The 12,335-nt window shown below is 63.4% G+C and carries 11 protein-coding genes; 4 read left to right on the top strand and 7 right to left on the bottom strand.

Annotated features, from left to right (window positions below; genetic code table 11):
• Positions 1-131 precede the first annotated feature (131 nt).
• Positions 132-2,021, bottom strand: a complete 1,890-nt coding sequence (locus ACF8GF_RS25375) for a propionyl-CoA synthetase (RefSeq protein WP_392488721.1) — start codon at positions 2,019-2,021, stop codon at positions 132-134.
• A gap of 179 nt (positions 2,022-2,200) precedes the next feature.
• Here ACF8GF_RS25375 and ACF8GF_RS25370 point away from each other — a divergent pair, with 179 nt between their 5' ends.
• Entirely contained in the window at positions 2,201-3,067 is an 867-nt protein-coding gene (locus ACF8GF_RS25370) for a LysR family transcriptional regulator (RefSeq protein ID WP_176683923.1), read from the top strand.
• Here the strand turns inward: ACF8GF_RS25370 and ACF8GF_RS25365 are convergent.
• The 5 genes from ACF8GF_RS25365 to ACF8GF_RS25345 all read right to left on the bottom strand — a co-directional run bounded on the left by ACF8GF_RS25365 (position 3,041) and on the right by ACF8GF_RS25345 (position 7,076).
• Entirely contained in the window at positions 3,041-4,195 is a 1,155-nt protein-coding gene (locus tag ACF8GF_RS25365; protein ID WP_176683924.1) for an HPP family protein, read from the bottom strand. The genes ACF8GF_RS25370 and ACF8GF_RS25365 overlap by 27 nt on opposite strands.
• A gap of 273 nt (positions 4,196-4,468) precedes the next feature.
• Entirely contained in the window at positions 4,469-5,788 is a 1,320-nt protein-coding gene (locus tag ACF8GF_RS25360) for a sensor histidine kinase (RefSeq protein WP_176683925.1), read from the bottom strand.
• Positions 5,785-6,453, bottom strand: coding sequence for a response regulator transcription factor (locus ACF8GF_RS25355; RefSeq protein ID WP_010953307.1), 669 nt, complete (start codon positions 6,451-6,453; stop codon positions 5,785-5,787). Before ACF8GF_RS25355 ends, ACF8GF_RS25360 begins: the two co-directional genes overlap by 4 nt.
• Positions 6,454-6,768, bottom strand: a complete 315-nt coding sequence (locus ACF8GF_RS25350; protein WP_209964896.1) for a PepSY domain-containing protein — start codon at positions 6,766-6,768, stop codon at positions 6,454-6,456.
• Positions 6,768-7,076 carry a PepSY domain-containing protein gene (locus ACF8GF_RS25345; protein ID WP_176683927.1) on the bottom strand — a complete coding sequence of 103 codons (309 nt, stop codon included), beginning with the start codon at positions 7,074-7,076 and terminating at the stop codon, positions 6,768-6,770. The genes ACF8GF_RS25350 and ACF8GF_RS25345 overlap by 1 nt, the downstream gene beginning before the upstream one ends.
• 237 nt (positions 7,077-7,313) lie before the next feature.
• Between ACF8GF_RS25345 and ACF8GF_RS25340 the strand changes: the two genes are divergently transcribed.
• Together ACF8GF_RS25340 and queD are read left to right on the top strand one after the other, a co-directional pair.
• Positions 7,314-8,393, top strand: coding sequence for a patatin-like phospholipase family protein (locus tag ACF8GF_RS25340; RefSeq protein ID WP_392488720.1), 1,080 nt, complete (start codon positions 7,314-7,316; stop codon positions 8,391-8,393).
• A 53-nt stretch (positions 8,394-8,446) separates the two neighbouring features.
• Positions 8,447-8,803 (top strand): 6-carboxytetrahydropterin synthase QueD, encoded by a 357-nt coding sequence (gene queD, locus ACF8GF_RS25335; protein WP_392488719.1) that lies wholly within the window; start codon positions 8,447-8,449, stop codon positions 8,801-8,803.
• Positions 8,804-8,813: 10 nt separating this feature from the next.
• Here the strand turns inward: queD and ACF8GF_RS25330 are convergent, their stop codons facing one another.
• Entirely contained in the window at positions 8,814-9,296 is a 483-nt protein-coding gene (locus ACF8GF_RS25330; protein ID WP_392488723.1) for a DUF1289 domain-containing protein, read from the bottom strand.
• Between the two features lie 405 nt (positions 9,297-9,701).
• On the opposite strand from ACF8GF_RS25330, the gene acnB reads away from it, so the two are divergent.
• Entirely contained in the window at positions 9,702-12,311 is a 2,610-nt protein-coding gene (acnB, locus tag ACF8GF_RS25325; protein WP_176683991.1) for a bifunctional aconitate hydratase 2/2-methylisocitrate dehydratase, read from the top strand.
• Positions 12,312-12,335: the final 24 nt, after the last annotated feature.

The raw sequence follows: 12,335 nt of genomic DNA, 5'->3' as shown, positions 1-12,335 counted from the left end.
GGCAGCAACGGTGAAAGGCGGGTGAAATTGGCCAGCAGGCCCGGCCCTTTCGCGGGTAAACCCGCTCCTACGGCCTCTGCCGAACCACCGTTGCGTGTCCCGCCCGCGATAGGGCCATCGAGGTCAAACCATCAACCCGCCCTGGGCAAATCCGCCAGCACCGCTTCGATCTCGCCCAGCACTGCCGGATCATCCAGGGTCGAAGGCGGCACATAATCCTGCCCATCGGCAATCTTGCGCAGCACCGCCCGCAGAATCTTGCCGGAACGGGTCTTGGGCAGGCGCTTCACCAGCCGTACCCGGTTGAAACAGGCCAGCGGGCCGATTTCCTCGCGCACGCTGCCCACCAGCTCCACCAGCAACTGCGCTTCGGCAATGCCCTCGCCATCCTTGAGTACCACCAGCGCCAGCGGTACCTGGCCCTTGATCTCGTCATGTACGCCGATCACCGCGCACTCCGCGACCGCCGGGTGGCGGGCGACCAGGTCTTCCATTTCGCCGGTGGACAAGCGATGACCGGAAACGTTGATCACATCATCGGTGCGCCCCATGATGTAGACGAAACCATCATCATCCAGATAGCCGCCATCGCCCGTGTGGTAGTACCCCGGATACGTGCGCAGATAGGCCTGCAGGTAGCGCTCGTGATCCCCCCACAGCGTCTGACTGCAACCGGGTGGCAATGGCAGGGCAATCACGATCGAACCCTGATGGTTGGCCCCGAGCATGTGGCCTTCGTCATCCAGCACGCGAACGTTGTAGCCAGGCACCGCCCGGTTGCTCGACCCTGGCTTCGCCGCGCTGCCCTCCAGCCCGACGCAAGGCGCGGTGACCGGCCAGCCGGTCTCGGTCTGCCACCAGTGGTCGTGCACCGGCTTGCCACTCACCCGCTCCAGCCATTCATGGGTGCTGGAATCCAGCTTTTCCCCCGCCAGAAACAGTTGCCGCAGCGAGCTGAGGTCATGCTTGCGGATCAGTTCGCCCTCCGGGTCTTCCTTGCGGATGGCGCGCATGGCCGTCGGCGCACAGAACAGCGCGTTGACCTGATACTGCTCCACCACTCGCCAATAGGCCGAAGCATCCGGGGTGCGGATCGGCTTGCCTTCGTAGAACACCGTGGTACAGCCGCTCATCAACGGCCCATAGACGATCAGTGAATGGCCGACCACCCAACCGACGTCGGAAATGCCCCACCACACATCGCCGGCCTGCATGCCATAGATATGGCGCATGGCATAACACAGCGCCACGGCATTGCCGCCGTTTTCCCGGACGATACCCTTGGGCTTACCGGTGGTACCTGAGGTGTACATGATGTATAGCGGGTCGCCGGCATCCAGCTCCACAGGCGCCACCGGCTCGGCACAGGCCAAGGCCGCCTGCCAGTCCAGGTCGCGGCCTGGCAGCAGTTCAGCATGCGCTTGCGGCCGCTGCAGCACCAGCACATTGCGCGGCTGGTGCCGGGCCAGTTGCAAGGCGCGGTCAACCAGCGGCTTGTATGCAATGACCCGGTCGAACTCCAGCCCGCACGATGCCGTCAGCAACAAACTGGGCCGGGCGTCATCGATGCGCAGGGCCAACTCGTTGGCGGCGAAACCACCGAACACGACCGAATGCACCGCGCCGATCCGCGCGCAGGCCAGCATCGCCATGGCCGCTTGCGGCACCATGGGCATGTAGATGATCACCCCATCGCCCTTGTTCACCCCCAACTGGCGCAGCAAACCGGCCAGGCGCGCGACCTCATCACGCAACTGGTTGTAGGTGTAAGTCTGCTGCACGCCGGTCACTGGCGAATCGTAGATCAACGCCAACTGCTCGCCCCGGCCCTGCTCGATCTGGTGATCGAGGGCCAGGTAACAGCTGTTGAGACGGCCATCAGCGAACCAGCGGTGGGTCCCGTCAGCGTTGTCTTGCAGGGTCAGGGCAGGCTTGCGGTGCCAGGCCAGGTGTGCGGCCTGTTCCGCCCAGAAAGCGGCAGGGTCGGAAATGGAATGGGCGTAGCTGTGCTGGTAGCTCATATCGTCAGAAACCCGGTACTTGTTGTTATTGAAGGGCGAAACTTGAGTATGGACCGCTACACCCACCCTGCCATGGGACTAAAGTCACAACCGACCTGCAAATTTGCAGACAACGCAATAACGCCCCATAACGGTGCAAAGCCTCTAGAATAGGCCCCCCCACAAACACCGAGCAGCCCATGGACATCGATCAGGCCCGTACCTTCCTGGAAATTGTGCGTTGCGGCAGCCTGGTCGCCGCAGCCGAACGCCTGTTCGTGTCACAAACCGCGATCACCGCGCGCGTGCAGCGCCTGGAGCAGCAACTGGGTTGCCAGCTGTTCGTGCGTAGCCGCAGCGGCGCCAGCCTGACCAGCAATGGTGAAGCGTTCGTCAGTTATGCCAACCAGCTGGTGCAAACCTGGGAAGCCGCGCGCCGCGACCTGCCGCTGCCTGAAGGTTGCCAGCAGGTGCTGCATGTGGGCGGTGAGGTGAGCCTGGGCAATCCGATGATGCTCGACTGGGTAAGTGCCCTGCACCGTGAACTGCCCAGCCATGCCATCCGCAGCGAGGTCAGCGATGGTGAGTCGCTGCTGCGCAAAGTCGAGATGGGCCTGCTGGACGCCGCGCTGGTCTACCAGCCGGCCTACGGCCCAGGCCTGCAGGTGGAACAGTTGATGGAGGAGAAGCTGATTCGCGTGCGCCGGGTCGAGCGGCCCGAGCCATACATCTACATCGACTGGGGCGAGGCCTTCCGCCGCCAGCATGATGCGGCCCTGCCCGACTGTGCGCGCCCGGCGCTAAGCTTCAACCTTGGCCCGTTGGCCCTGCAGTTCATACTCGACCAAGGTGGCAGTGGCTACTTCCGCACGCGGGTGGTGCAAGCCTATCTGGACAGCGGCGTGTTCGAGCGGGTGCCACAGGCACCGGAGTTCACCTACCCGACCTTCCTGGTGTACCCACGCAAACGCGACAGCGAAGCCCTGCAACAGGCCTTCGCCATCCTGCGCCGGCTGGTAGCTACCGGCGCCAGCGACTGGTCACAACGCTGGGACCCGGTTATCTGAAGTCTCAGTCTTGCTGAGCAACTGACGCTTGAGGCCGGCGATCAGGTCGGTCTGGGTGATCACCCCCACCAGCTTGTCAGCATCAAGCACCGGCAAGCAGTGCAGGCCTTGTTCGCACAACAAGGGCAGCAGGCGTTCCAGCGGGTGCTGGCTGCTGACACTGACAACCCGCGTACTCATCACTTGCGCCATGCGCACCGCCTTGCGGCCGAACAGGCCGCGCCAGCTGAAACGCCCACGCTGCATCGCCGGGCCAATCAGGTCGCCGAGGCTGACGATGCCCACAAGCTTGCCGTGCTGCAGGACAGGCAGGGTCTTCAGGTGATGGCTGGCGAGCATTTTCCAGGCCTGCTCCAGCGTGGTATCAGGCGTGGCGAACTGCACATCGCGGGACATCACCGAGGCCGCGGTGATACCACCAAGGCTTCGCTGCAGGGCGTGCTGCTCGGTGGCGAGGATGATGCGCTCCAGCTCGTCACGGGTGACGTCGACGAACTCGCCCAACTCTTCCAGGGCCTGGTCCAGGTCTTCACTGCGGATGCCGACCCGCTCGCCGGGCAGCGGGTCATGGGTGTGGTGCAGGTCTTTGCGTGGCACCGCGCCTTTCGGGTAGCGCACACCCGTCAAACGGTTGTAGGCGATTGCCACGGTCACCAGGATCAGCGCATTGAGCAGCACCGGCTCCAGCAGGTGATCGCCCATGGCGGTCAACCCCGGGTCGGCCAGCACCGCGCTCACTGCCACACCACCACCCGGCGGGTGCAGGCAGCGCAACAGGCACATGACCAGGATCGAGATGCCGAGCGCCGCAGCAGCCACCCACAGCTCGGGGCCGAAGCCTTCGCGCATGGCCAGCCCCACTGCACCCGCCAGGGCGTAGCTGCCCAACACCGGCCAAGGTTGGGCCAAGGGGCCGGAATGCACCGCAAACACCAGTACTGCCGAGGCAGCCAGCGGGCCGAGCAAGTGCAGGGCGATGCTGGGGCCATAGGCCAGGCTGGTCAGCCAGCCCGCGAGGAACAGGCCAAGCAGCGCACCGATACCGGCACGCAACCATTCTTTTGGGGGGATGTTGAGGGGGGCCGGCAACAGCCGCTGCAGACGACTTTCGGAACGCGAGGCAGACATTTGGGCAATCGGGATCTTTGGTTTTTCTGTTCAAAAAGAAAGCCCAGCCGAGTTGGCCTGGGCCTCGTATTGCGCATGCAATATCACAAGGGGCTCCGTCCGTGGAGAGATGGAAACCGCAGGGTTTCGTGGGGAGGATTTTGCCGGGTGGGGGGAATTTGGGCTAATTCAAAAAACTGCGGCTGTACTGCAATTTTTTTGTAGTACTGATAGGGCCAAAGGGGATTGCGTAGACCTGTGGGAGCGGCCTTGTGTTGCGATGCGGCCCCGGCATTAACGAGCCTTGCGCGGCAGGTCGATGCTCACCCGCAGGCCGCCCAGCGGGCTTTCCAGCAAGGTCAGGCGCCCTTCCCAGGCATCAACGATATCGCGCACGATACCCAACCCCAGCCCATGCCCAGTCACCTGCTCGTCCAGCCGTGAACCTCGCTCAAGCACCTGCTGCCGCTGGTCTTGCGCAATACCCGGGCCATCGTCATCGACCCACAGCCGGTAGCCCTCGGCGTTCGAGGCGATACCCACGCGCACCTCGCTGTCAGCCCACTTGCAGGCGTTGTCCAGCAGATTACCCAACAGTTCCAGAACGTCCTCGCGGTCCCATGGCAACAACAGCCCGGGCGGCACATCACTTGCCAACAGCACGCCCTCGCCATGAATCATGCCCAAGGTCCCGAGCAACCCCGGCAGTTCGGCATCACAATCGAACTGCGCGCCCGGCAGCGCATCCCCTGCCAGGCGTGCACGGTTCAGTTCGCGCGCCAGGCGCTCCTGAATCTGCTGCAACTGCTCGCGCATTTGCGCGCGTACCTCCGGCAGCCCCTGCAGACGTTCACTGGAAGCCAGGCTCAGCAGCACCGCCAGCGGCGTCTTCAGCGCATGGCCGAGGTTACCAAGGGCGTTGCGTGAGCGGCGCAGGCTGTCTTCGGTATGGCTAAGCAAGTGGTTGATCTGCCCCACCAGCGGCACCAACTCGCTGGGCACCTCGGCATCCAGCTGCGAGCGCTGCCCCTGCTGCAGTTGGGCGATCTGCTGGCGTGCCCGCTCCAGCGGCCGCAACGAGCGGGTAACTGTGATGCGCTGCAGCACCAGAATCAGGATCAGCGCCACCAGGCCCATGCCCAGGCCGATCTGCTGCAAGCGTCGGAAACCCTCGCGCACCGGTGAATAGTCCTGAGCCACACTGATCGAAATGTCCTGGCCCAGGCGCCGGTAGTCGGCACGCAGGGCCAGCAGTTGCTGGCCTTCCGGGCCGAGTTCATGGCTATCGGAAAGCCCGGGCGCTGCGGGCTTGGGCATGTCCAGGTCCCACAGCGAACGAGACCTCCAGGTACCCTGGTCGAAATCGATGCGGAAGTAGTAACCGGAGAACGGCCGCTGATAGGCAGCCGAGATGCGCCGCTCATCCAGCTGCAGGCCGGAAGGCCCACGCACCAATGCCACCAGAAGGTTCTCGCTTTCCTTGCGCAGGCCGTTTTCCAGATAACGTTGCAGGCCGGCCTCGAACAGCCACAGCGTCAGTTGCGCCAGCACCACGCCGACTACCACCAGTACCGCCACCAGGCCCAGGCTCAGGCGCGCCTGGATCGACTTCACTCGCCACTCCCGGCATAGATGTAGCCTTGCCCGCGACGGGTTTCGATCACACTGCGGCCCAGCTTGCGGCGCAAATGGTTGACGTGGACCTCAAGCACGTTCGAGTCGCGCTCGGTTTCACCGTCGTAGAGGTGCTCGGCCAGGTGGCTTTTGGACAGGATCTGCTGCGGGTGCAGCATGAAGTAGCGCAGCAGGCGGAACTCGGCGGCGGTCAGTTGCACATCCACCCCGTCGCGGCTCACGCACTGACGGCTTTCGTCAAGGTGCAGGCCGGCCGCTTCCAGCTTAGGCTGGTTGGCCAGGCCACGGGCGCGGCGCAACAAGGCCTGGATGCGCAGTTGCAGCTCTTCGGGGTGGAAGGGCTTGCTCAGATAATCGTCAGCCCCGGCCTTCAGCCCTTCGATGCGCTCGGCCCAGGAGCCGCGGGCGGTGAGGATCAATACCGGTGTGGCCAGCCCAGCGGCGCGCCACTGGGCCAGCACGTCCAGGCCGGGCAAGCCGGGCAGGCCGAGGTCCAGGATGATCAGGTCGTACGGCTCGCTTTGCCCCTGGTAAACCGCGTCTCGGCCGTCAGCCAGCCAGTCCACGGCATAGCCCTGGCGCTGCAGGCCGGCGGTCAGTTCATCGGCCAACGGTACGTTGTCCTCGACAAGCAACAGGCGCATTCAGTCATCTTCCTCGTCTTTGAGCAGGGCGCCGGTGCTGGCATCGAGCTTGATCTCGCGCACCACACCTTCAGTCGTCAGCAACTCGACTTCATATTCGTAGCGATCATCGTCTTCTTCCAGCTCGGCTTCCAGCAGACGCGCCCCGGGGTGACGCCCCAGGGCGGTCTCGAGCAGCTGTTCGAGCGGCAGAATGACGCCCTTCTGACGGAGCTTCAGGGCTTCATCCTGGTCCAGGTCGCGGGCCACAGCCAGGGAGCAGACGGCCAGCAGCGAGAGTGCCAGGTAACGTGCCGGCCGGGATACATGGATCATCAGCTGTCTCGTTCGTCCTTGAGCACCTCACCGGTCTTGGCATCCATGTCGACGTCCCATTCGACGTTCTGCGCATCACGCAGCTCGACCTTGTAGATGTAGCGGCCGTACTCGTCTTCAAGTTCCGAGTCAGTGACGGTGGCGCCTGGGTGCTTGGCCACGGCAGCGGCCTTGAGCTCGTCCAGCGACTTGATGGTCTTGGCGTTGACCAGTTTGACCACTTCGTCAGGCTGAACGTCCTTGGCGAAGGCAGCATTGGCGCCCAGGGCAAGGGCAGCGGCGGTGATCAGGGCAGTCATGGTTTTCATCGTTCTTCTCTCCTGAGAACTGTACAAGTTGTCTACGGGGTTAAGATTAACCACCGGTCCTTAATTCAACCTGAAAGCAACTGGCGGCATGATAGCGCAGTTACGATGCCAACCAGACTCGCCCCCCTGCAAGGGGCGGCCTTGTGCTGCGAAGGGCCAATACAGGCACCTACAGTTATGTTATCTGTAACCGCCCCTTCGCAGCACAAGACTGCTCCTATGCCCAAGAGACCCGCCATGAGCGCCATCCACATCAAATACCCCGCCCTCACCTTCAAGGCCGGCCGGCGCGCCTTGCGACACATCCGCGAGCGCGGCCTGCAGGCGGCCGATGTCGGGGTATTGCCGGGCGCGGCGGGTGGGCCGAAGCCGCTGGGCATCCAGGGCCTGGACCTGGCGCTGTTCGGCGAGTGGCTACCCTCGGCACCCCGTCAGCGTGCCCTGATCGGCGCATCGATCGGTGCCTGGCGCTTCGCCAGCGCCTGCCTCGAGGACCCGGTCGCAGGCATCCGCCGTCTTGGCGAGCTGTACACCGAGCAGGATTTCGCCAAGGGCGTCACTCCGGCCGAAATCAGCCGCAGTTGCCAACGCATGCTCGATGACCTGCTGGAGGGCCGCGACGGCCAGCTGCTGGCCAACCCGCACTACCGCCTGAACATCCTGGTGGTGAAAAGCCATGGCCAGCTCGCTCACGACCATCGCGGCCGCCTGGGGCTGGGCCTGGGCTCGGTGGTTGCCAGTAACCTTTTGGGCCGTTCGCGCCTGGCCCGCCACTTCGAGCGCATCATTCTGCACGATGGGCGCGCCGCGCCTCCGCTCGACACGCTGACCGACTTCCCCTCACGCTACCTGCCGCTGGACCTGGCCAACCTGCGCCATGCCCTGCTCGCTTCCGGGTCGATACCGATGGTCATGCAGGGCGTGAAAGACATCCCCGGTGCCGGCGCCGGCACCTACCGCGACGGCGGCCTGCTCGACTACCACCTCGACCTGCCCTACCGCGGTGACGACCTGGTGCTGTACCCACACTTCACCGACAAGGTGGTCCCTGGCTGGTTCGACAAGGCCCTGCCCTGGCGCAAGGGCGATGCCACCCGCCTGCAAAACGTGCTGCTGATGACGCCTTCGCCGCAATACCTGGCCGCCCTGCCCTACGGCAAACTGCCCGACCGCAACGATTTCAAGCGCTTCATGGGCGATGCGCCAGGGCGCAAGCGCTATTGGTACAAGGCCATCGCCGAAAGCCAGCGCCTGGGTGATGAACTTCTGGAACTGACCGCCACCGGGCGGCTGCATGAACGCCTGCAAGCCTTGTAGCGGCCATGCTGGTAGACTGCGCGCATTATTGATTCACACAGAGTTATGACAGCGTGGAAATTTTCAAGGAATTCACATTCGAATCGGCCCACCGCCTGCCCCACGTCCCTGAAGGGCACAAATGCGGCCGTTTGCATGGCCACTCGTTCACGGTAGGCCTGCACCTGACCGGCCCGCTCGACCCGCACACGGGCTGGATCCGCGACTTCGCCGAGGTCAAGGCGATCTTCAAGCCGATCTATGATCAGCTGGACCACAACTACCTGAACGACATCCCCGGCCTGGAAAACCCCACCAGCGAAGTGATCGCCAAGTGGATCTGGGACCAGGTCAAGCCGCTGATGCCGGAGCTGTCCAAGGTTCGCATCCACGAAACCTGCACCAGCGGTTGCGAATACACCGGCGACTGATTCGCCCGGCTCACTGGCCCTGCGCGCTGCCCATGGCATCGCGCAGGAAGCCAGGGGCGATGTAGCGCTGGTAGTGCGCCTCTGAAAGCAGGAAGAACTCGCGATCGATCGCATCGCGCAATTGGGGCAGTTCCCAGTCACGGAACTCCGGCAGCAACGCCATGCCATAGGCCTCCAGGTCACGGATCATCCGCGCCCCGCGGGCAATCAGCTGGTAAGCCCAGCAATATTCCGACTGCTGCTCGACAAAGCGGATGGAGCGCTGCTCCAGTTGCTGGCGCAGCAGGCCTTTGTCGAACACCTCAAGCTTGGCCATCATCACCTGCACCAGCAGCTGCTCAAGGCGCAACCACACGGCGCGCTTTTGCGAGTCGTCGTAACCGTTCCAGTTGATCACTTCGTGGTGAAAACGCTTGCAACCACGGCACACCGTGTCCCCGTACACCGTGGAGCACAGGCCGACGCAAGGGGTTTTGATGGACTTGTTGGACATGAAAAACAACAGCTTGGCGATGGAATACAGGCCCATGTTAGCCCTTTGTCTAACCGGGGTCACTCGTTAAAGTCATGTACACCGCCTTACCTTCGGGCTTTTTTTACCGTAGAATCACCCGGCCTTTTCAAAGGCAACAATGTCCGTTGGAAGCTGTTTTCAAAGCGTCACGAGCACAGTTGATCCGGTAGAACGGCGTTGGCCCGGGCCATGCATCCCTCGCATGCCCGCGCCAGCCCTCATCAGCCCCCGTTCTGCAGGCGTAAAACTTTGAAAGCAGCTTCTGTAAGGATTCTTTGCGACCCTGGCTGGGCGGCCCACAAAGCCGCGGCAGCGCATGGGTGCATTGAATGCTGGATAAGCGTCCCGGACCCCCTTTAGGGACCACTGATGAGGGAAATAACTGTGCTTGAAGCCTACCGCAAACACATCGAAGAGCGCGCCGCCCTGGGTATCGTTCCCCAGCCGCTGAACGCCGAACAAACTGCAGGCCTGGTCGAGCTGCTGAAAAACCCGCCGGCCGGCGAAGAAGCCTTCCTCGTAGACCTGATCACCAACCGCGTACCGCCAGGGGTCGACGAAGCTGCCTACGTCAAGGCCGCTTTCCTCTCCGCTGTCGCCAAGGGCGAAGCCACGTCGCCACTGATCGACCGCAAGCACGCCACCGAACTGCTGGGCACCATGCAGGGCGGCTACAACATCGAAACGCTGGTCGCACTGCTGGATGACGCCGAACTGGGCGCCGTCGCGGCCGAACAGCTCAAGCACACCCTGCTGATGTTCGATGCTTTCCACGACGTGGCCGAAAAAGCCAAGGCCGGTAACGCTCACGCCAAAGCCGTCCTGGAATCCTGGGCTGCCGGCGAGTGGTTCACCTCGCGTCCGGCCATCGCCGACAAGTACACCCTGACCGTGTTCAAGGTGCCTGGCGAAACCAACACCGACGACCTGTCGCCTGCCCCGGACGCCTGGTCGCGCCCTGACATTCCGCTGCACGCCCTGGCCATGCTGAAAATGGCCCGCGACGGCATCGAACCGCAGCAGCCTGGTTCGGTCGGCCCGCTGGCCCAGATCGAAGCCGTCAAGGCCAAGGGCTTCCCGGTTGCCTATGTCGGCGACGTGGTCGGTACCGGTTCCTCGCGTAAGTCAGCTACCAACTCGGTACTGTGGTTCTTCGGCGACGACATCCCGTACGTGCCGAACAAGCGCGCCGGTGGCTTCTGCTTCGGCACCAAGATCGCCCCGATCTTCTACAACACCATGGAAGACGCCGGCGCCCTGCCGATCGAATTCGACTGCACCAACCTGGGCATGGGCGACGTCATCGACGTTTACCCATACAAAGGTGAAGTACGTCGTCACGACAGCGACGAACTGGTCACCACCTTCGAGCTGAAAACCGAAGTGCTGCTGGATGAAGTCCGCGCTGGCGGCCGTATCCCGCTGATCGTCGGCCGTGGCCTGACCGAAAAAGCCCGCGCCGAGCTGGGCCTGGGTGCTTCCGACCTGTTCAAGAAACCAGAGCAGCCTGCCGATTCCGGCAAGGGCTTCACCCTGGCGCAGAAAATGGTCGGCCGTGCCTGTGGCCTGCCAGAAGGCCAGGGCGTGCGCCCAGGCGCTTACTGCGAGCCCAAAATGACCACCGTCGGCTCCCAGGACACCACTGGCCCGATGACGCGCGACGAGCTGAAGGACCTGGCATGCCTGGGCTTCTCTGCTGACCTGGTCATGCAGTCGTTCTGCCACACCGCGGCCTATCCGAAGCCGATCGACGTCACCACCCACCACACCCTGCCAGACTTCATCCGCACCCGTGGCGGCGTGTCGCTGCGCCCGGGCGACGGCATCATCCACAGCTGGCTGAACCGCATGCTGATGCCTGACACCGTAGGTACCGGTGGCGACTCGCACACCCGCTTCCCGATCGGCATCTCGTTCCCGGCCGGTTCCGGCCTGGTGGCCTTCGCTGCCGCCACCGGCGTCATGCCGCTGGACATGCCAGAATCGATCCTGGTGCGCTTCAAGGGCAAACTGCAGCCAGGCATCACCCTGCGTGACCTGGTTCATGCCATCCCTTACTACGCCATCCAGCAAGGCCTGCTGACCGTTGAGAAGAAAGGCAAGAAAAACGCCTTCTCCGGCCGCATCCTGGAAATCGAAGGCCTGGACGAACTGACCGTCGAGCAAGCCTTCGAGCTGTCCGACGCCTCGGCCGAGCGTTCCGCTGCCGGTTGCACCATCAAGCTGCCGGAAAAGGCCATCGCCGAGTACCTGCAGTCCAACATCACCCTGCTGCGCTGGATGATCGGCGAAGGCTACGGCGATGCCCGCACCCTGGAGCGCCGCGCCCAGGCCATGGAAGCCTGGCTGGCCAAGCCTGAGCTGCTGTCGGCCGACGCCGATGCCGAATACGCCGAAATCATCGAAATCGACCTGGCCGACGTCAAAGAGCCTGTGCTCTGCGCGCCGAACGACCCGGACGATGCCCGCCTGCTGTCCTCGGTACAAGGCGAGAAGATCGACGAAGTGTTCATCGGTTCGTGCATGACCAACATCGGTCACTTCCGCGCTGCCGGCAAGCTGCTGGAGAAGGTCAAGGGTGGCATTCCGACCCGTCTGTGGCTGGCTCCGCCAACCAAGATGGACGCTCACCAGCTGACCGAAGAAGGCTACTACGGCATCTACGGCAAGGCCGGTGCTCGCATGGAAATGCCAGGCTGCTCGCTGTGCATGGGTAACCAGGCACGTGTGCAGACCGGCTCGACCGTGGTCTCCACCTCGACCCGTAACTTCCCGAACCGTCTGGGCGACGCGACCAACGTGTACCTGGCATCGGCCGAGCTGGCCGCTGTCGCTTCGATCATCGGCAAACTGCCGACCGTCGAAGAGTACATGCAGTATGCGAAAGACATCGACAGCATGGCTGCCGACGTTTACCGCTACCTGAGCTTCGACCAGATCGCCGAGTTCCGCGAAGCGGCAGCCAACGCCAAGATCCCGGTGGTCCAGGCGTAAGCTGAGTTACAGGTTGTAAGCAAA

It is taken from the genome of Pseudomonas sp. yb_5 (assembly GCF_043103865.1).
Classification (GTDB): domain Bacteria; phylum Pseudomonadota; class Gammaproteobacteria; order Pseudomonadales; family Pseudomonadaceae; genus Aquipseudomonas; species Aquipseudomonas putida_Y.
Note: the sequence above shows the minus strand (reverse complement) of the source record. Positions and strands in the feature narration are given on the sequence as shown.

What these genes read in the sequence shown, in the direction of transcription:
- ACF8GF_RS25375 (WP_392488721.1), bottom strand. Translation starts at nt 2,021, where the DNA reads ATGAGCTACCAGCACAGCTACGCCCATTCCATTTCCGACCCTGCCGCT.
- ACF8GF_RS25370 (WP_176683923.1), top strand. Translation starts at nt 2,201, where the DNA reads ATGGACATCGATCAGGCCCGTACCTTCCTGGAAATTGTGCGTTGCGGC.
- ACF8GF_RS25365 (WP_176683924.1), bottom strand. Translation starts at nt 4,195, where the DNA reads ATGTCTGCCTCGCGTTCCGAAAGTCGTCTGCAGCGGCTGTTGCCGGCC.
- ACF8GF_RS25355 (WP_010953307.1), bottom strand. Translation starts at nt 6,453, where the DNA reads ATGCGCCTGTTGCTTGTCGAGGACAACGTACCGTTGGCCGATGAACTG.
- ACF8GF_RS25350 (WP_209964896.1), bottom strand. Translation starts at nt 6,768, where the DNA reads ATGATCCATGTATCCCGGCCGGCACGTTACCTGGCACTCTCGCTGCTG.
- ACF8GF_RS25345 (WP_176683927.1), bottom strand. Translation starts at nt 7,076, where the DNA reads ATGAAAACCATGACTGCCCTGATCACCGCCGCTGCCCTTGCCCTGGGC.
- ACF8GF_RS25340 (WP_392488720.1), top strand. Translation starts at nt 7,314, where the DNA reads ATGAGCGCCATCCACATCAAATACCCCGCCCTCACCTTCAAGGCCGGC.
- ACF8GF_RS25330 (WP_392488723.1), bottom strand. Translation starts at nt 9,296, where the DNA reads ATGTCCAACAAGTCCATCAAAACCCCTTGCGTCGGCCTGTGCTCCACG.